Below are 18,522 nucleotides of genomic sequence, written 5' to 3' on the forward strand. Positions count from 1 at the left end.
GTACCCTGCACTGTGAGCAAGCTCGACGCCCAGAGGGCCATGCGCGAGGCCCGATGGGCCGCCAACCAGAAGTCTGCCGCCAGGCCGGCGGCGAGGCCGGCCCCGGACTCAGCCGCCAAACCAGCCGCCAAGCCAGCCGCCAAGACCGCCAAGCCGGCCGCGGACGCGAGCGCAGAGACGAGCGCTGAGACGAGCGCAGAGGCGAGCGCCGAGACGTGCGGACACCGGTCGATGAACGGCCGCACCTGCACCCGTCCCGCCGGGCACGCGGAGAAGAACCACCGCTACAGCTGAGAGGTCGCCTCCACGGTGCCGTGGCGGCCGTGGCGGCCGGTCAGCAGACCGTGACCACCATGACGGCCACGTCGTCGGCGAGGGTCGGGGGCAGGTCCGCGACGAGCCGGGTGGCGAGCTCCTCGGCGCCGGAGCCGCTCGCCGCGGCCGCGACCTCGCACAGCCATTCCAGTCCGCGGTCGAGGTGACGACCCGAGCGTTCGACGAGGCCGTCGGTGTAGAGCACCAGGGTGCTGCCGGGTGACAGCACGGCCGTGTGCGTCGAGCGGCCGTGCTGCACCCCCGAGAGGCCCGCGAGGCCGAGCAGCACCTCGGGCTTCGCGGCCAGGAGGCCGGCGTCGCCGTCGGGCCCGACGTACACGGGTGCGGGATGACCGGCGTTGCTCCACGTCAGCTCGCGTGACCCGTCGGGCCGCGGCTTCGACACGCGGCCGAGGATGCCCGAGGCCAAGGTGTCCAGGTGCAGCCCGACGAGCACGTCGTCGAGGAGCGTCATCACGGTGCCCGGGTCGTCGGTGCTGCGGAAGGCGAGGCCGCGCAGCAGCGTACGCACCTGGCCCATGACCGAGACGGCCCGCAGGTCGTGCCCGGAGACGTCGCCCACGGAGATGACGAGATCCTCGGCGTCGGAGAGGAAGGCGTCGTACCAGTCGCCTCCGACCTGGGTGTGCACGGAGGCCGGCATGTAGCGCACCGCCACCTCGACACCCGGCACGGTCGCGGGGCGGGGAAGCAGGCTGCGCTGCAGCGTCAGCGAGACCTCGTGCTCGGTGGCGGCGATCTGGCGCTCCAGACCGAGCACCTCGAGCCGGTCCCAGGCCTGAGCAAGCGTCGTGCCCAGCAGGGAGACGTACTCGCCGTAGGCCGTGTCCACCGCGAGACGTGGGTTCAGACGCGCGATGAGCAGCGGTGTCTCCGGTCGCGGTCCGCCGCTCGGGGACAGCACGGCCGACGCGCTCGCGCGCAGCCGCAGCCACGCGACCGCGCCGTCGGCACCGTCGTCGATGAAGACACGGCCGGGCACCAGCGGGTCGTCCGGCAGGGTGCGGGGCAGCTCGTCGGTCACCGGCTGGTCGGCGAGGCGGAGGGCGACGTCGACGAGGTCGGCGTCCTCGGCGAGGACGGTGTGCACCACGGCGCACAGCTCGACCGCCGACTCCACGTCGCCGAGGGCGCCGCGCAGCGCGGCGACCCGGGCGAGCCGACGGCCCGCGATCACCCTTGCGGTCGTCTCGGCGGTGATGTCCAGGACGCCGACGGGCGTGCCGTCCTCGTCGTGCACGGGGGAGTAGCAGAAGGAGAAGAAGCACTCCTCGAGGAATCCCTGGCGGTGCAGCGGCATGAGGGTGTCGTCGAGGAAGACCGGTCCGTCCCGGGTCATCACGTCCTCGAGCAGCGGGCCCACCGTCTCCCACGCCTCGGGGAAGACGTCCTCGGTGCGGCTGCCCAGGGCTGCCGGGTGCTTGTCGCCGATGAGCTCGGCGTACGCCTCGTTGTAGATCAGCACGTACTCCGGCCCCCACAGCAGGGTCGCGGGGAAGCTGGTGTGCAGACAGATGTCGTGCGCGTGCCTGAGGGCCGGTGGCCAGGTGGCCGGGTCACCCACGGGCGTGCGCGACCAGTCGACCTCGGCGTAGGCCTGACGCAGATCGGCGTCGAGGCCGTCGAATGCGACAGGCTGCACAGAAGCGACAGTAGTGGTCGGACCCTCATCGGGGGCGGGAAGCAGCAGGCCCCCTCGACGGTTGTGCCTCCGCACCTGCCCACCCGCCGCCTCTCGGCGCCTCACGAACACCCTGGAGGTCCCATGTCCGTCGTCGTCCTCGGAGCCACCGGCCACCTCGGCCGTCTCACCGTCGAGCACCTGCTGGAGCGCGAGGTCGAGCCGGCGTCGATCGTCGCGGCCGGCCGGGCGGTCGAGCGCCTGTCCGACCTCGCCGAGCGGGGCGTACGCGTCGAGCGGGTCGACCACGGCGACCCCACGTCCGTACGCCGGGTGCTCGAGGCCGGCGATCGCGTGCTGCTCGTCTCCGGCGCCGAGCCGGACCGCGTCGCCCAGCACCGCACCGTGATCGACGCCGCCGCCGAGGCCGGCGTCGCCCAGCTCGTCTACACCTCCGGCCCGTACGCCGACCGCTCCAGCCTCCTCCTGATGGCCGACCACCGCGCCACCGAGGAGCACCTCGCCGCCGCCGACGTGCCGACCACGGTGCTGCGCAACGCCTGGTACGTCGAGAACTACACCGGCCAGGTCCGGACCTACCGGGAGCACGGCATGGTCGGCAGCGCCGGCGACGGTCGCGTGAGCGTCGCACTGCGCAGCGAGTACGCCGAGGCCGCCGCCGAGGTGCTCACGACCGACGGGCACGAGGGTGCGACCTACGAGCTCGGTGGCGAGGCCGTCACCCTGCCCGAGATCGCCGCGGCGATCTCGGACGTGCTCGGCGAGCAGATCACCTACGCCGACGTCCCGGTGGCGCAGCTGCGGGAGATCCTGGCAGGAGCCGGTATGCCGGCTCCCATGGACGAGGTCTTCGCCGACGTCGACCGCGGCATCGCCGCCGGGGAGCTGCGCGTCCCCGGCGACGACCTCGCGACGCTGCTCGGCCGCCCGGCCACGCCGATGCACGAGGCGGTCGCCATCGCCCTGCGCTGAGTCGACCCCCGCGCCGAGCGGACCGTCAGGCCTGGCGTCTCGCCCGCAGCACCGTGTCGGTGAGGGTCCGCTCCACCCCGTCGTGCACCGCGGTGCGGGGGATGTCCTCGCAGACGACGTCCCACGCGCCGGGGTCCAGCGCCGGCGCGAGCTGCTCGGCGCTGTGGGCGTACACGGCCATCGGCGAGCCTGCCGGCATGTCGGCGGGATGGTGCCCGACCACCAGGAGCGTGCCGCCGGGTGCGACGGCGTTCCCGAGCCGGCGGGTCACCTCGACCATGCCGCCGTCGGGCAGGTGCACGAAGAACGCCGTCACCAGGTCCCAGGTCTCGCCCTCGGCGTCGAAGGTGCGGACGTCGTCCCCTCGCAGGTGCACGCGTTCCGTGAGCCCGGCCGCCTCGGCGCGCGCCTGCGTACGCCGGCGACCGGCCTCGCTGAACTCCATGGCGGTCGCGTCCCACCCCCGCTCGGCGAGCCAGAGCACGTCGCCGCCCTCACCGGAGCCCGCGTCGAGCGCGCGTCCCGGTGCCAGGTCGCCGACCAGGGCGGCCAGCGTGGCGTTCACCCGGCCGCTGAAGGTCTGCTCGTCGCCCCCGTAACGCTCCTCCCACGCCGGTCGCTCGAATATCTCGGCGCGCGCCGCGGCCACCGCGGCGTCGGCGTCGGCGGCGACCAGGTCCATGAGCACCGCCGCGGCGACCTGCGCCCCCGCCGCCCGGGAGGCGACCACCTGGATCATCGGCTCGACCAGGTTGCCCGCGGCGTAGACACCGGGCGTCGCGGTCACCCCCGTCGCAGACGCCTCCACGCGCTGGGCGTACGCGACGCCGTTCATCTCCCAGGGGGCCGTCCTCAGCCCGAGCCCGGTCAGGACGCCGTCGACGAACCCGGGCGCCGGGGCCGGCGTGGAGACCGTCACGACGAACTCGCAGGGCAGCACCTGCTGGTCCCGGGTGCGGACGCCGGCGAGCCGTCCGTCGACCGTCTCGACCGAGGCGGCGAGGCCGGGCACGACGCGTACGCCCCGCGCGTGCAGACGCTCGGCCTCGACCGGCTCGAGCGTCACCGACGGGTCCAGCAGCAGCGTCACGCGTGACGTCCACTGCCGCCAGAGCAGCCCCTGGTGGCCCGCCATCGGCGTGGTGCCGAGCACGACGACCTCCCGGTCGCGGGCCTCGTGGCCGTGGCAGAACGGGCAGTGCAGCACGTGGCGACCCCAGTGCTCGCGCAGACCCTCGACGGCGGGGAGCTCGTCGACGGTGCCGGTCGCCAGCAGCACCCGCCGGGCGGTGACCTCACGGGTGCCGGTGTCGTCGCTCACCCCGAGCACGAAGGCGGGATCGGCCGCGTCCCCCGACCGGGGCCCCGCGGACACCACCCGTCCGTCACGGACCTCGCCGCCGTACGCGCGCACCTCGCTGATGCCGCGCTCACGCAGCTCCTGCGGGGTCGCCCCCTCGTCACCGAGCAGGTTGTGGACCCCCGCGGCCGGGGCGTTGCGCGGCTCGTCCGCATCGACGACGAGCACCGAGCGGCCGGCGCGGGACAAGGAGAGGGCGGCGGCGAGGCCGGCGGGTCCGCCTCCGACGACGACGACGTCGTGGTCGGTGTCCGAGGCGTCGGGCAGGTGGTCCGTGGGCTGGTGGAGGTCATGGCTCGTGGTCATGGCGCCACTCTGCGCACCGGCGCGGATGATGAGAAAGTATCATTGCTCTTATGGCAAACGACGACTTCGGTCTCGACTCGGTCGGCCCTCGCCTGCGGCAGCTGCGCCTCGAACGGCAGGCGTCCCTGGCCGACGTGTCGACCGAGACCGGCATCTCGGTCAGCACCCTCTCCCGGCTGGAGTCCGGCGGACGCAAGCCGACCCTGGAGCTGCTCCTGCCGCTGGCGCGGGCGTACGCCGTGGCGCTCGACGAGCTGGTCGACGCCCCCGAGACCGGGGACCCCCGCGTACGCCTCAAGCCCGTGACGCGTCACGGCCGCACGTACGTGCCCCTCACGCGACGCCCCGGGGGTCTGCAGTCCTTCAAGATGGTGCTGCCACCGGAGCCGCGGGCGCGTCCCGAACCGCAGTCGCACGAGGGGTACGAATGGCTGTACGTGCTCTCGGGACGGGCTCGTCTGGTGCTCGGCGGCCGCGACCTGCTGCTCGAGCCGGGCGAGGTCGTCGAGTTCGACACCCGGGTGCCGCACTGGGTCGGGAGTCCCGGCCCCGAGCACGTGGAATTGCTCGCCATCTTCGGCCCGCAGGGAGAGCGGATGCACGTACGCGCCTGAACGCGTCCGGTCGACCGCGGATCAGCTGGGCGCCACCCGTGCGTGGGTCGACGTGGCCCGGGCGACGACGATGTCGCCCTGGCGCACCTCGCCCTCCGCGGTCGCGATGCGGCCACCCTGGCTGCGGCACCAGCCACGCGCGAGGAGGCGCTCGCCGGGCACGGCAGCCTTCACGTACTGCACGTTCATCTGCACGTGCGGCCACATCGACGAGCCCCCGGCGGCCTGGTCGCGGGCGTGCACCGACCACCCCGTCACGCTGTCGAGCACGGCGGAGAGGAAGCCGCCGTGCAGGATGCCGCTGCCGTTGCAGTGCTCGGGGCCCGGCATCACCTCGAGCTCGACACCCTCGCCGGACTCGCTGACGGCGGAGAAGCCGAGGTGGGCGCCGAGGTCGGGGGCGGTCGTCTCGCTCATCGAGGCGACGCTATCGCCCCCCGCCCGCCAGCGAGGACCCGGAGCGTGCCGGGGACACCGTCTCTGTGACCGTCTCTGTGGCTGTGGCTGTGGTTGCGGCTGAGGCGGTGCCTGAGGCGGGGGCCGCGGGACGGCGTACGGGCTCCCGGTCGGGGATCGCGACGAAGAAACGACTGCCCGGCCCGTCCCCGCGCGGCTCGACCCCGATCCGTCCGCCGTGACGGTGCACGGCCTGGGCGCAGATGGCGAGCCCGAGCCCGGTCCCGCTGAAACGGCTGTCGTCGCCGTGCGCGCGGGTGAAGGGCTCGAAGACGGCGGTGCGCTGGCTCGCCGGGACGCCGACACCGCGGTCCAGCACGCTGAGGGTCACCTCGCCGCCCTCGCGGGTCGCCTCGATGCGTACGTCCGGCACCTGCCCCGGCGGGGTGTACTTGACCGCGTTGCCCACGAGGTTCGTCACAACTTGGCTGAGCAGCACCGGGTCCGCCGAGACCGAGCCGAGGGCGCCGAGGGAGATGCGTGGACGACGGTCGGCGTACGCGTGCTCGATGCCGGCGACCACCGCCGCGGCCATCATATCGAGGTCGACGGTGACGCGGTGGATGGCGGCGGTGCGCCCGACGGAGTAGTCGAGCAGGTCGTGGATCAGTGCGGTGGCGCGGTCGCCTGCACCGCGGACACGCTGCAGGGCCTCGCGGACGCCCGCGTCCTGGTCGACCCCGGCGATGTCCAGCTCCTCGATCGCCACGTCGGTCCATCCCTTGATGGCGGTCACCGGGTTCTGCAGGTCGTGGGCCACGATGCCCGCGAACGCCTCGAGCTGTGAGACGTGGGCGCGCTCGGCGGTCACGTCACGCATCACCACCAGCGCCCGACCCACCCCGTCCTCCCGCTCGGGGAGGGCGAGTGCGTCGACCGTCCAGGCCCGGGGCTCGCCCCGACCCGTCGGCTCCAGCACGATCTCGTGACGCACGGTCCGACCTCGCAGGGCGCGTACGTGCGGCGCGTCGGCGTGCGCGAGGGCGGTCCCGTCCGTCCGTCGCCAGCCGGCGAACGGGTCGTCGCCGGCCGCAGCACCGAGCAGCTCGACGGCTGAGGGATTCATCATCTCCCGCTGGCCGTCGTCGGTCAGCACCATGAGCACCGCGCTCACCGTGTCGGTCACGACGGTCAGGTCGTGGGCGCGCTGCGTCGCACGCCGCTCGGCGCCGGCCAGCCGCCCGGCGAGCGCGTCGCGCTGGGCGATCAGCAGGCTCAGCACCATCGCGACGCAGACCAGGAGCAGGGCATACCCCTGCACGGTCATCGTGCGGCTCGCGGAGATCAGCACGTCGGCGAAGGGGCCGCCGCCGGCGGCGAGCACGACGAGGGCGGTGCTGACCCCGACGTACGTCGCGACCGCTCCGGCCGCCGCGGGAGGGAGGCGTACGCCGGCCCAGATCGCCACGACCAGGGGCAGGTAGGTGACGGGGAGGTCGTGGACGGGGGCGAAGACGACGAGGACGAGCACCGTCGAGACCGTCAGGAGCACGACGAGCTCCCGACCTCTGCTGCGGGCCCACACACGCCACGCGTGGGGTGATCCCGGCTGGGACGCCAGGTCGTCGTGCCGGGTGAGACACCGGAGGGTCAGGGCCGGGACGGCGACGACGACGGAGCCGACCCACAGCCGCACGGTCCAGCTGAGGACGCCGGCCGGCGTCACCTCGGTCAGCAGAGCCATGGCCGCCATGCCGGGCACCGCGCTGGCGACGCCGCCGACCAGCAGGGCCAGCGAGACCTTCGTGAGGTCGGCCGGACCGGTCAGACGCAGTCGCGTCCCGATCGGCTCCTGCGGCCCGCCGTGCGCGGCCCGGGCTGGCGCGGGGGCGTACGCGAGCCACAGCGCCGGCACCATCGCCATCACGGCGTTGGCGAGCCCGAGCACGAGAGCAGCCTGCCAGGGTGCACCCGTGACGAGGTTGCCGAGCGCTGCCAGCAGGAGCACGGTCGCCAGCACGACGCCGAGCTCGCGGCGACTGCGTGCACCGGCCACCCCGAGCACGGCGACGCCGGCTGCAGGCCAGAAGAGCGCGAGGTCGGAACCGGGCAGCCTGAGCATGCGGCTGACCAGGATGGTGGCGGTCAGGGCGAGGGCCAGCACGAGCCAGCGCCGCGCCGGGGAGCCGGGGCCGTCGGCGCGGCCGGCGGCGGGCGCGAAAGCGTTCTCCCACCTCGTCACCTGCGAAGTCTCACCCACGGGAGCCGGGGCGCGCGAGCGATACGACAAGATTTGACGCACCTGGTCCGGAGCAGACGCTCCTCCCGCGACGGCGCTCACTACATTGGGCGCCTCGCCTGCTCGCCGGCCCCAGGTCGCGCCGAGGCCACCGATCCCAGGAGTCCCCGTGCCCGCACCCGACGTCACCGTCGTCGTCCTCGCCGCCGGCGGGGGAACCCGCATGAAATCCTCGACCATGAAGGTGCTGCACCCCATCGGGGGCCGCTCGATGCTCGGGCACGTGCTGCACGCCGTGGAGGCGCTGCATCCCCGTCAGGTCGTCACGGTCGTCGGCCACCAGCGCGGACAGGTGGGCCCGCACGCCCAGCAGCTGCTGCCCTCGACGGTGCTGGCGGTGCAGGAGACGCAGGAGGGCACCGGGCACGCGGTCCGGGTGGCGGCCGACGCCGCCCGCGTCGCCGGCGCGGAGCTCGGCGGCGATGGCACGGTGCTGGTCTGCACCGGCGACACGCCGCTGCTGCGCGGTGAGACCCTCGCGGCGTTCGTGGCGTCGCACGCGGCCTCGGACCACGCGGTCAGCATCCTGACCGGGAGCGTGCCCGACCCGCACGGCTACGGCCGCATCGTCCGCGAGGGAGGACCCGACGACACCGGCCGGCAGGACGTCTCGGCCGCCGTCGCGGCCATCGTCGAGGAGAAGGAGTGCACCGAGGCCCAGCGCCGCATCGACGAGATCAACTCCGGGATCCTCGCGTTCGACGCCGCCTTCCTGCGCTCGGTCCTGCCGCGACTGCGCAACGACAACGCGAAGGAGGAGTACTACCTGACCGACGCCGTGGCCCTGGCGCGCGCCGACGGGCACACGGTGGGAGCCCACCGCGTCGAGGACGTCGGGGAGACCGAGGGTGCGAACGACAGGGCCCAGCTGGCCAAGCTCGGCCGGCTGCTCAACGAGCGGGTGCTCGAGACGTGGATGAAGGACGGTGTCACCGTGGTCGACCCGACCACGACCTGGGTCGACGTCACCGTGCGCCTCGAGGCCGACGTCACCCTGCTCCCGGGCACCCAGCTGCACGGAGCGACCACCGTGGCGACCGGCGCGACGGTCGGCCCCGGCACCACGCTCCGTGACGTGGTGGTCGGCGCGGGGGCCGGCGTGGTGCGTACGCACGCGGAGGGCGCCGAGATCGGCGAGGGCGCGAGCGTCGGCCCGTTCTCCTACCTGCGCCCCGGCACCCGGCTCGCGGCCCGCTCGAAGATCGGGGCGTACGTCGAGACCAAGAACGCCTCCCTCGGTGAGGGCTCGAAGGTGCCTCACCTGTCCTACGTCGGGGACGCGGAGATCGGGGACGGGTCCAACATCGGCGCCGGCACCGTCTTCGCCAACTACGACGGTCACACCAAGCACCGCACGGTCGTGGGGGACGGGACTCGCACGGGGTCCAACAACACCTTCGTCGCGCCGGTCCGCATCGGTGACGGCGCGATGACCGGCGGCGGCACCGTCGTCCGGGAGGACGTGCCGGACGGCGCGCTCGCCGTCTCCGCCGGGCCGCTGCGGATCATCGAGGGCTGGGTCGCGAAGCGACGCGCCAGGCGCGGATAGTCATCTCACACCGGCGCGGCTTCACCTCCGCGCCGGTGCTGGGTGAGGATGGGCACCGCACCACACGGGACCGCACGACACCGCACCGCCGAGCCAGGGAGACCCATGAGCGGCATGAAGCGCACCACCGAGAAGAACCTGATGGTCTTCTCCGGCCGGGCACACCCGCTCCTGGCCGCGCAGGTCGCCCAGGAGCTCGCCACGGACCTGGTGCCGATGGACGCGTACACCTTCGCGAACTCCGAGATCTACGTGCGCTTCGACGAGTCGGTGCGCGGCTGCGACGCCTTCGTGATCCAGAGCCACACCGCGCCGGTCAACGAGTGGATCATGGAGCACCTGATCATGGTCGACGCGCTGAAGCGCGCCTCGGCCAAGCGCATCACCGTGGTGATGCCGTTCTACGGGTACGCGCGCCAGGACAAGAAGCACCGTGGGCGTGAGCCCATCTCGGCGCGTCTGATGGCCGACCTGTTCAAGACCGCGGGCGCCGACCGGCTCATCGCGGTGGACCTGCACACCGACCAGATCCAGGGCTTCTTCGACGGTCCGGTCGACCACCTGATGGCCCTGCCGATCCTCACCGACTACGTGAACGAGAAGTACGGCGACCAGCGCCTCGCGGTCGTCTCGCCCGACGCCGGCCGCATCAAGGTCGCCGAGCAGTGGTCCCGCCGCCTCGGGGGTGCGCCGCTGGCGTTCATCCACAAGACGCGCGACATCACGCGTCCGAACGAGTCGGTCGCGAACCGGGTCGTCGGCGACGTCACGGACCGGATCTGCGTGCTGGTCGACGACATGATCGACACCGGCGGCACGATCGTGAAGGCCGCGGAGGCGATCATGGAGGACGGCGCGGCGGGCGTGATCATCGCGGCGACCCACGCGATCCTCTCCGACCCGGCGGTCGACCGGCTGAAGAACTCGGTGGCCTCCGAGGTCATCATCACGAACACGCTGCCCGTCGCCGCCGAGGACCGCTTCGACAAGCTCACCGAGCTGTCGATCGCACCGCTGCTGAGTCGCGCGATCCGTGAGGTCTTCGAGGACGGCTCGGTCACCTCGCTCTTCGACGGCCGCGCCTGACCGCCACGCCGACCGCGGGATCGCGGGCCCGGCCCGAGTGGTGGTCGGTGCCGGTGGCCTAGTAGTCTGTCCAGGTTGCCTCGGCGAGGGAGCGTACGCCGCTCCGTGATCGACGCGGTCTGCCGGAGTCTCGGGTCACGAGCTCCAGGCCCTCCGCGCGCGCCGGGTCCCACCGCACCCTTTCGACGCTCAGGAGAAACCCATGGCAAGCAAGTACGACACCGTCAAGGCCGAGGCCCGCACCGCGTTCGGCAAGGGCGCCGCGCGCCGCATCCGTCGCGAGGACAAGGTGCCCGCCGTCCTGTACGCCCCGGGCGGCGACGTCGAGCACATCACCCTGCCGGGCCACGACACGATGATGGCGCTCAAGCACGGCGGAGTGAACGCGATCGTCGAGATCGACCTGGCCGGCGACAAGCGCCTCGCGCTGACCAAGCAGGTCCAGTCCGACCCCATCAAGGGCTTCCTCGAGCACGTCGACTTCGTGCTGGTGAAGAAGGGCGAGAAGGTCACCGTCGAGGTGCCCGTGAACGTGATCGGCGAGCCCGCCGACGACGCGCTCGTGACCTTCGAGCTCAACACCGTCACCGTCGAGGCCGACCCGTTGAGCATCCCCGAGACCGCCGACGTCGACGTCACGGGCCTCGAGGCCGGTACGCAGTTCACCGCCGGTCAGCTCGAGCTGCGCGAGGGCGCGATGGTCCTCAACGACGACGACGAGCTCGTGATCAACGTCGTCCACGCGCCGACGGCCGCCGAGGTCGAGGCCGAGCTCGAGGCGGCCGAGGAAGAGGCCGGCATCGAGCGCGAGGAGTCCGAGGACGAGGCCGGGGAGCCGGCTGCCGAGTCCGGCGACTCCGAGGGCGACGCGAGCGGGTCCGACGAGGACTGATGACGGAGTGACCTCCGCACCCTGGCTGGTGGTGGGGCTCGGCAACCCGGGCCCCACCTACGCCGACACCCGGCACAACGTCGGGTACATGGTGTGCGACGAGCTCGCCTCGCGCATGGGGTCGAGTTGGAAGAGCCACAAGTCCGGGCGGGCGCAGGTCGTCGAGGGACGACTGGCGCCGCCCGGTGTCGACGCGGCGCGCGTGGTGCTCGTACGCCCCCGCTGCTTCATGAACGAGACAGGCGGACCCGTCAAGGCGCTGGCGACCTTCTACAAGGTGCCCGCCGAGCAGGTCGTGGCGATCCACGACGAGCTCGACATCGACTTCGGCACGCTGCGCACCAAGTTCGGCGGCGGCGACAACGGCCACAACGGCCTGAAGTCGATGCGCTCCTCGCTCGGCACCGGCGACTTCTACCGCGTGCGCTGCGGCGTCGGCCGGCCCCCGAGCCGCCAGGCCCCGGCGGACTTCGTGCTCTCGTCCTACTCGGGCGCCGAGCGCAAGGAGCTGCCACTGCAGCTGGTCGACGCCGCCGACGCCGTCGAGTGCCTGCTCGAGCACGGCCTGGCTGCGACGCAGCAGCGCTTCAACCGCTGAGGGAACGGCCCAGTTGACGGCTCACCTGTCTGCGGTGCATCCGCCGGCTTCGCGGTGCCGCTGACATGCTCGGTGACTTCTCGGCCTGACGTGTGCACCGCGAAGGACTGCGTTGTCCACAGTTCGTCGTCAGGGACGGTCCAGGACACGGCCTCTCACGCACCATGAGGCCATGTCCGATGCCTTCAGAGTCCTACGCCAGGGTCGGCTCCGGGTCCAAGCGCCGCTTCGCGTCGGGGACCCCGGGGGCCCGACACGGGGCAGTGCCTACGGCCCGAACTGGCGCCGCACCGGTGCGGGCCTCTTCGTGCCGCGCGACACTCCTCGCTCACCCGAGCAGCTCGTCGTCGAACGTGCCACACCGCTGCCGGACGGTGCCATGATCACCGGCTCGGCCGGCCTGCTCCTGCACGGCGCGTTGTTCTTCGCGTCGCCGGTTCCGGTCGACGTTCTCGTCCCACGGGCGCTCCACCCCCGCGTTCGGGGACACGTGCGCTGGCATCGCCGCTCAGCCCTGCCGCCCGCAGAGTTGATGGGTGGCTTGAGCGTGGTCCCCGCAGCAGAGGCCGCCGTGCACGAGGTCGTGCGCCTCGTCGACACCGGACACCCCCGCGAAGCAGTGGTCGCCGTGGACATGACGGCAGCGGCGGGTCTGTGCACGGTGGAGGACATGAGACGGCTCGTCGACGGTCGCCGTCGGATGCCCACGCGCTTCGAGGTGCAGCGTGTGCTCGCCCTGGCTGACGGCGCCAGTGAGTCCCCACCCGAGACGAGGCTCCGCCTGTTGTGGGTGCTCGACAGCGAGCTGCCGGAGCCGGTGGTGAACCGCTGGGTCCACGACCGGGACGGTCGACCGTTGGCAGTTCCGGATCTGCTGGAGCCCGAGAGCGGTCTGGTCGTCGAGTACGACGGCGGCGCCCACGCCGAGGTCGGACGTCGCACCCGTGACGCCGAGAAGGACGACCTCTACCGGGAGGTGGGACTCGAGCCGGTGAGGTTCACGGCGGTCGACATGCGTACGCCGGCCCGGGTGCTGCACCGGTTGGCTCGCGGGCATGCCAGGGCCCGCGCCTGGGTCAGACCCCGTGGTTGGGTGCTCGGTCCCAGCTTCCGCGGTGCACCTGTCAGCCCCAGCGGCCGGGTCGCCTGACCCGCGCACCGCATCGCTGCCGAGTGCACCGCGACGGGGACGCCAGAGGCGTCGGCGCGAGGACTAGGGTCGGGCGCATGACCTCCTACGACGGCTTCGACGCAGGCACAGCACCCGCCGGGGTGCAGACCGACGACCACGTGCTCGCCGCCTGGGCAGCGACACGGGCCGGGGCGCTGCTCGAGCAGGTGCGTACGCAGGGCCTCGAAGGTCGCGAGCTCAAGGACGCCGGTGACCGCGCCGCACACGAGTTCCTGATGAAGGTGCTGGCCGAGCACCGGCCCGACGACGCCGTGCTGAGCGAGGAGGGCAAGGACGACAAGGCCCGCCTCGACGCCGAACGCGTGTGGATCGTCGACCCCCTCGACGGAACCCGCGAGTTCTCCGAGCCGCCGCGCGAGGACTGGGCGATCCACGTCGCCCTGTGGCGGCGGGACGCCTCGGGCCGGGGCGAGCTCGCGGCAGGCGCCGTGGCGCAGCCGGGACTCGCCGCGACCTTCCACACCGGTGAGCCGCCGACCGTGCCGGCGCGACAGGTCGACGTGCCGCGCATCGCGGTCTCCCGCAGTCGACCGCCCGCCTTCGTCGAGGCGATGGTCGAGGCGATGGGCGGCGAGAAGGTGCCGATGGGGTCTGCCGGCGCGAAGGTGCTCTCGGTGGTGCGGGACGTCTCCGACGCCTACGTGCACGCCGGTGGCCAGTTCGAGTGGGACTCGGCCGCCCCGGTGGCAGTCGCTCGCGCCGCGGGACTGTTCACCAGCCGCGTCGACGGCTCACCGCTGAAGTACAACCAGGACGACGTCTACCTGCCGGACCTGATCGTCTGCCGGCCCGAGCTGAGCGAGCGCATCCTCGCCTTCATCGCCGAGCACGGCACCGACTGAGGGGTCCCACCCGCACGTGCTGGTTGCGACCCGTGCCCACCGGGAAGCAACGAGGATGACCTCTTCACCCACGCACACCCCGGCCGACGCCCGCATCCGCACCGTGCTCTTCGACTGCGACGGAGTGCTCCAGGCCGTCGCGGGCGGCCGCGGGAGCCGCTTCCACCACGTGCTGTCCGAGGACGAGTCCGACGAGCTCGAGGACCTCATCGGCGAGGCCCAGCTGCCGGCGCAGTACGACCTGCGCGACTTCCACGAGGTCATCACCGGGCTCGTCACGGCCCGCGGCTGGGACGTGGACCCCGAGGAGATCGTGCGGGTGCACGTCGACATCGAGCTGCACGAGCCCGGCCACGAGATCCGTGCCGAGCTCCGCGACGCGGGCGTGCACGTCGGGATCGCGACGAACCAGCACCGCCGGCGGGCCGAGCACATGCGCACCGGGCTCGGGTACGACGACATGGTCGACGTGTCCTTCTACTCCTGCGACCTCGGCTACGCGAAGCCCGACCCGCGCTTCTTCGGCTCGATCCTCGAGCAGCTCGACCAGCCCGGTGAGCAGGTGCTGTTCATCGACGACCGGCTCTACCACGTCGAGTCGGCCCGGTCGGTCGGCTTGAACGCCGTGCACTGGCACTACGAGGACGGTGCCGACGCGTTGCGTCGTGAGCTCGCCGCGTACGACCTGCCCGTCGAGGCGCCTGCCTCCTAGCGGCGGAACTCGGGCTCCGCCCCGACCCGGTAGAGCCAGAGCAGCGCCGCGAGGAGCAGCACCAGGACGGCGACGACGACCACCACGAGCAGCGCGGCGGAGCCGCCGGACACGGTCGTCTGCTCGACCGGCGCGAAGAGCGCCGAGGCGGCGCCGATGACCGCGGCGAGCGCGGCGCCCGCGAGCGCGACCAGGGCGATGCGGCGCGTCCTCTCGCGGGCGGTGAGAGCTGCGACGCCGAGCAGCACCCCGGCTTCGACGGCGACCGTGGTCAGGGTGTCGAGGAGGCTCGCGGCCCGGGCCGCGGCCCCGTCGAGCAGGTCGACGGAGGAGAGCAGCAGCAGCGAGAGGGGCACCAGGGCGATCGCCGTCCCGTAGGCGACCGAGAACCCGGGATGGCGCCCCCGCAGCGGGGCGAGACCGATCACGACGAGCACCCAGCCGATCGGGTCCGGCAGCAGGTCGAACCCGTCGGCGCGCAGGTCGGCGATCACGACCAGGAAGCCGATCACCACCAGCGTCAGCGGGCGGGCGCGCTCCCCGCCACCGGGGGGCGCGCTGTCGTACGCGGGCCCGCTCACGGCTTGCCTGCGACGCGCACCCACAGCTGGGGGAAGTCGTTCGCGTCCGGCACCTCCTTGACCTCGACCCAGTCGAGGTCGCCGACCAGCACCGACAGCCGCGGGTAGCCGTAGTTGCGCGGGTCGAAGGAGGAGTGGCGCTTGTTGACGTAGGAGCCGACCTGACCCAGCGACGCCCATCCGGACTCCTTGGCCGTGCCCTCGATGGCGGGCTGCAGGAGCTCCTCGATCGCAGGGAACTCCTCGTCCTCGGAGGAGTCCTCGAGCTCGTCCACGTCGTCGTCGACGTCCTCGACGGGATCCGGTTCGGGCGCCTGCTTCGTCTTGCCCCGCGTACGCCGCGAGACCGTGGTCGTGGCCCTGGACTCGTCACCGGACTCGTCGCCGGACGTGTCCTGCGGCTCGGTCTCCTGCACCTCGACGGTGGGCTCGGTGTCGGCCTTCTTCTTGGCCCCACCCTTGCCGCGGCGCGACCCTCCGCCACCTCCGCCGGTCGGCTTGGCGGACCCGCCGCCGAGCACCTCGGCGAAGATGAACTTGTCGCACGCGGCGATGAAGGGACCGGGGGTCTTGCGCTGGCCGAGGCCGTAGACGGTCTTGCCCGACTCACGCAGCCGCGTCGCGAGGCGCGTGAAGTCGGAGTCGGAGGAGACGATGCAGAATCCGTCGAGGTCTGCTGCGTAGAGCAGGTCCATCGCGTCGATGATCATCGCGGAGTCCGTGGCGTTCTTGCCCGTGGTGTACGCGAACTGCTGCATCGGCGTGATCGCGTTCTCGTTGAGCTGCTTCTTCCAGCCGCCCAGGCGCGTGGTCGTCCAGTCGCCGTACGCCCGCTTCACCGTCAACGTGCCGTACTTCGCCAGCTCGGCGAGCATCGCGGAGGTGAGGCTGGCCTGGGCGTTGTCGGCGTCGATGAGGACGGCGAGACGCATGTTGTCGGAGCTGGACATGCGCCCGACCCTACGGCCAGCCGCCGGAGGACGCGCGTGCGCGGCGTGCTCGGGTAGGAAGGTCCCATGGCGAGCAAGAGCCCCGCGATCGAGCTCGAGGTCGACGACAAGGTCGTACGCCTCTCGAACCCCGACCGTGTCTACTTCTCCGAACGCGGTGAGACCAAGCTCGACCTCGCCCGCTACTACCTGAGTGTCGGCGACGGCATCGTCAACGCCATGCGCGAGCGTCCCTGCATGATGCACCGCTTCCCGGACGGGGTCGACGGCGAGAAGGTGCACCAGAAGCGGCTGCCCCGCGGCGCCCCGCCGTGGATGGAGACGGTGCGGGTGCACTTCCCGCGCTACGACCGGTACGCCGACGAGCTGTGCGTCACCGAGCTCGCGCAGGTGATCTGGGCCATCCAGATGTCCACCGTGGAGTTCCACCCCTGGAACAGCCGCCGCGCCGACGTCGAGAAGCCCGACGAGTGGCGCATCGACCTGGACCCGGGGGAGGAGTGCGACTGGGCCACGGTGCAGCGCGTCACCCACGTCGTGCACGACCTGCTGCGCGAGCTGGGCGCGGTCGGCTTCCCGAAGACCTCGGGAGGCACCGGCATGCACGTGTACGTCCGCATCAGCCCCGACCACGGGTTCGACGACGTACGCCGCGCGGCCATCGCGTTCGGCCGGGAGGTGGAGCGGCGTACGCCCGAGGACGTCACCACCGCGTGGTGGCGCAAGGACCGCGACCCGACCAAGCTCTTCGTCGACGGCAACCAGAACGCACGCGACCACACGATCGCGGCGGCGTACTCGGTGCGCGGCAACCCCCGCGGCACCGTGTCCACGCCGATCCGGTGGAGCGAGGTCGACGACGTCGAGCCCGACGACTTCACCATCGCCACCGTGCCGGGCCGGTACGCCGAGATCGGTGACCTGCACGCCGACATCGATGACCACGTCTTCGACATCGCGCCACTGCTGCAGTGGGCCGACCGCGACGAGGTCGACGGGTGAGCGCTCGACGGCTTGCCTCGGCAGGCGTCCTTGCGCTCGGCACTCTCACTGCGTGCTCCGCGTCGTCGGAGGTGCCGTCGGACTGGTCGCGGGTCACCTTCGACGGCGGCTCGCTGTCGCTTCCTCCGACCAGCACCACGGACGTGCGACCGCGCGGGGACGCGCTGCTCAGTCGGGGGCTGGTCGTCGACGGTCGGACCATGGGGCGCCTCGACGTCTTCCGCGAGGAACTGCCGAGCACCGAAGTCGCCCTGCCTGCTGACGCCGTCGCAGCCTGCCCGGGCACGGGCGAAGCCCGCTCGGAGGAGCTGAGGCCGGGGCTCGACAGCCTCAATGTCTTCGACGCGCGTGCACCAGGGGACGGTGCCGCCGTCGAGGACGACACGGTCGTGTGCGCCAGCTTCGGGCGCGACAGTGACGAGCGGACCATCCAGGTCGTCGTGCAGGGCTCAGACGACGTGGTCGATGAGTCGCTGTGGCGCCCCATCGTCTCCTCGGTCCGCCTGGACGGATGAGGCTCGGACCACAAGAACAGGTGCGATCGTCGAATTGGCCCCGCTGAGGCCTTACGCCGGCGTTCGGTCCTGTCGCTGTGGTCGGCCCTCGACGGGGCGAGTCGTGCGATCCTGCGGGCATGGGGATGTGGCCGGTCGTCCGGGCGGGCCTGCGATGGGCTGCGGCGGCGGTGCTGTCGGGTGTGGTCGCGACCGGCGCCTTCTACGCGAGCGTGATCGTCTACTTCGCGTACGCCGGCACCGACGTGTCCGCTCCGTCCATCTCGGGCGCGGCGGCCACGGTGTGGCTCCTGCTGCTGTGGTCGTCGGCCGGCGCTGTCGTCGCCGCCGGCTGGGTCGCCATCGGTCGTCCCGTCCTGGCGAGGTGGGTGGGCCTCGCGGTCGCAGCCCCCTGGCTCCTCGAGATAGGCGTGATCTTCTGCGCCGTGCCCTCAGGCGCCTTCGCTGCGGCCGTGCTCGTCGTCTCCCGCCTCATGCGCCACAGCAACCGCGACGTCACCGCGGCCCGCGAGCTCGCATCGACGGACTTCTGGGCCTACCCGCGGCGGTGACCTCGGTCGCAGGAGTTCGCCGGGACGGCAGCGCGACCTAGAATCGAGACCACACCCCCTGCCGATCTCGGCCGGGGGTCTGCGTGCGTGCCGTGCACGTCTCCGAGGCAAGCCGTGAAGGAACCCT

19 protein-coding genes are annotated in these 18,522 nt (G+C 72.4%); 13 read left to right on the forward strand and 6 right to left on the reverse strand.

The genetic code is table 11. From position 1 onward, the window contains the following. The first annotated feature begins 12 nt into the window (after positions 1-12). Entirely contained in the window at positions 13-294 is a 282-nt protein-coding gene (locus KLP28_11490) for a hypothetical protein (GenBank protein ID QWC84210.1), read from the forward strand. A gap of 40 nt (positions 295-334) precedes the next feature. On the opposite strand, the gene KLP28_11495 is transcribed toward KLP28_11490, so the two are convergent. Next, the gene (locus KLP28_11495) at positions 335-1,978 is read right to left on the reverse strand and encodes a SpoIIE family protein phosphatase (protein QWC84211.1); all 1,644 of its coding nucleotides are present in this window, start codon (positions 1,976-1,978) and stop codon (positions 335-337) included. Between the two features lie 123 nt (positions 1,979-2,101). On the opposite strand from KLP28_11495, the gene KLP28_11500 reads away from it, so the two are divergent. Continuing rightward, positions 2,102-2,950: an SDR family oxidoreductase gene (locus KLP28_11500; GenBank protein QWC84212.1), complete on the forward strand. Its 849-nt coding sequence runs from the start codon at positions 2,102-2,104 to the stop codon at positions 2,948-2,950. 25 nt (positions 2,951-2,975) lie between these two features. Here KLP28_11500 and KLP28_11505 read toward each other — a convergent pair whose 3' ends face one another. Then, on the reverse strand, positions 2,976-4,616 hold the full coding sequence (locus KLP28_11505) for an NAD(P)/FAD-dependent oxidoreductase (protein ID QWC84213.1): 1,641 nt from the start codon (positions 4,614-4,616) through the stop codon (positions 2,976-2,978). Positions 4,617-4,666: 50 nt separating this feature from the next. Between KLP28_11505 and KLP28_11510 the strand changes: the two genes are divergently transcribed. Beyond that, entirely contained in the window at positions 4,667-5,230 is a 564-nt protein-coding gene (locus KLP28_11510) for a helix-turn-helix transcriptional regulator (protein QWC84214.1), read from the forward strand. Between the two features lie 21 nt (positions 5,231-5,251). On the opposite strand, the gene KLP28_11515 is transcribed toward KLP28_11510, so the two are convergent. Both KLP28_11515 and KLP28_11520 read right to left on the reverse strand, forming a co-directional pair. Further along, complete coding sequence (locus KLP28_11515) at positions 5,252-5,647, reverse strand: PaaI family thioesterase (GenBank protein QWC84215.1); 396 nt, start codon at positions 5,645-5,647, stop codon at positions 5,252-5,254. Positions 5,648-5,657: 10 nt separating this feature from the next. Continuing rightward, positions 5,658-7,868 carry an MASE1 domain-containing protein gene (locus tag KLP28_11520; protein ID QWC84216.1) on the reverse strand — a complete coding sequence of 737 codons (2,211 nt, stop codon included), beginning with the start codon at positions 7,866-7,868 and terminating at the stop codon, positions 5,658-5,660. A 220-nt stretch (positions 7,869-8,088) separates the two neighbouring features. Between KLP28_11520 and glmU the strand changes: the two genes are divergently transcribed. The 7 genes from glmU (at position 8,089) to KLP28_11555 (ending at position 14,796) form a co-directional block, all read left to right on the forward strand. Continuing rightward, entirely contained in the window at positions 8,089-9,474 is a 1,386-nt protein-coding gene (gene glmU, locus KLP28_11525) for a bifunctional UDP-N-acetylglucosamine diphosphorylase/glucosamine-1-phosphate N-acetyltransferase GlmU (protein ID QWC86949.1), read from the forward strand. A gap of 105 nt (positions 9,475-9,579) precedes the next feature. After that, on the forward strand, positions 9,580-10,560 hold the full coding sequence (locus tag KLP28_11530) for a ribose-phosphate diphosphokinase (GenBank protein ID QWC84217.1): 981 nt from the start codon (positions 9,580-9,582) through the stop codon (positions 10,558-10,560). A 202-nt stretch (positions 10,561-10,762) separates the two neighbouring features. After that, positions 10,763-11,452: a 50S ribosomal protein L25/general stress protein Ctc gene (locus tag KLP28_11535; GenBank protein ID QWC84218.1), complete on the forward strand. Its 690-nt coding sequence runs from the start codon at positions 10,763-10,765 to the stop codon at positions 11,450-11,452. A gap of 7 nt (positions 11,453-11,459) precedes the next feature. Continuing rightward, positions 11,460-12,050, forward strand: a complete 591-nt coding sequence (gene pth, locus KLP28_11540) for an aminoacyl-tRNA hydrolase (protein ID QWC84219.1) — start codon at positions 11,460-11,462, stop codon at positions 12,048-12,050. A 547-nt stretch (positions 12,051-12,597) separates the two neighbouring features. Further along, positions 12,598-13,200, forward strand: a complete 603-nt coding sequence (locus KLP28_11545) for an endonuclease domain-containing protein (protein QWC84220.1) — start codon at positions 12,598-12,600, stop codon at positions 13,198-13,200. Between the two features lie 77 nt (positions 13,201-13,277). Beyond that, complete coding sequence (locus KLP28_11550; GenBank protein ID QWC84221.1) at positions 13,278-14,084, forward strand: 3'(2'),5'-bisphosphate nucleotidase CysQ; 807 nt, start codon at positions 13,278-13,280, stop codon at positions 14,082-14,084. A 55-nt stretch (positions 14,085-14,139) separates the two neighbouring features. Further along, a complete protein-coding gene (locus tag KLP28_11555) occupies positions 14,140-14,796 on the forward strand; it encodes an HAD-IA family hydrolase (protein QWC84222.1) in 657 nt (218 codons plus the stop codon). Here KLP28_11555 and KLP28_11560 read toward each other — a convergent pair. Both KLP28_11560 and KLP28_11565 read right to left on the reverse strand, forming a co-directional pair. Further along, complete coding sequence (locus tag KLP28_11560) at positions 14,793-15,377, reverse strand: hypothetical protein (GenBank protein ID QWC84223.1); 585 nt, start codon at positions 15,375-15,377, stop codon at positions 14,793-14,795. The genes KLP28_11555 and KLP28_11560 overlap by 4 nt on opposite strands. After that, positions 15,374-16,327 (reverse strand): NYN domain-containing protein, encoded by a 954-nt coding sequence (locus tag KLP28_11565; protein ID QWC84224.1) that lies wholly within the window; start codon positions 16,325-16,327, stop codon positions 15,374-15,376. The genes KLP28_11560 and KLP28_11565 overlap by 4 nt, the downstream gene beginning before the upstream one ends. Before the next feature lie 66 nt (positions 16,328-16,393). Between KLP28_11565 and ligD the strand changes: the two genes are divergently transcribed. The 3 genes from ligD (at position 16,394) to KLP28_11580 (ending at position 18,395) form a co-directional block, all read left to right on the forward strand. Continuing rightward, positions 16,394-17,329: a non-homologous end-joining DNA ligase gene (gene ligD / locus KLP28_11570; protein ID QWC84225.1), complete on the forward strand. Its 936-nt coding sequence runs from the start codon at positions 16,394-16,396 to the stop codon at positions 17,327-17,329. Positions 17,330-17,529: 200 nt separating this feature from the next. Beyond that, positions 17,530-17,844 carry a hypothetical protein gene (locus tag KLP28_11575; GenBank protein ID QWC84226.1) on the forward strand — a complete coding sequence of 105 codons (315 nt, stop codon included), beginning with the start codon at positions 17,530-17,532 and terminating at the stop codon, positions 17,842-17,844. 119 nt (positions 17,845-17,963) lie between these two features. Further along, entirely contained in the window at positions 17,964-18,395 is a 432-nt protein-coding gene (locus tag KLP28_11580; GenBank protein QWC84227.1) for a hypothetical protein, read from the forward strand. Positions 18,396-18,522 lie beyond the last annotated feature (127 nt).

The organism is Nocardioidaceae bacterium, from assembly GCA_018672315.1.
GTDB lineage: Bacteria > Actinomycetota > Actinomycetes > Propionibacteriales > Nocardioidaceae > TYQ2.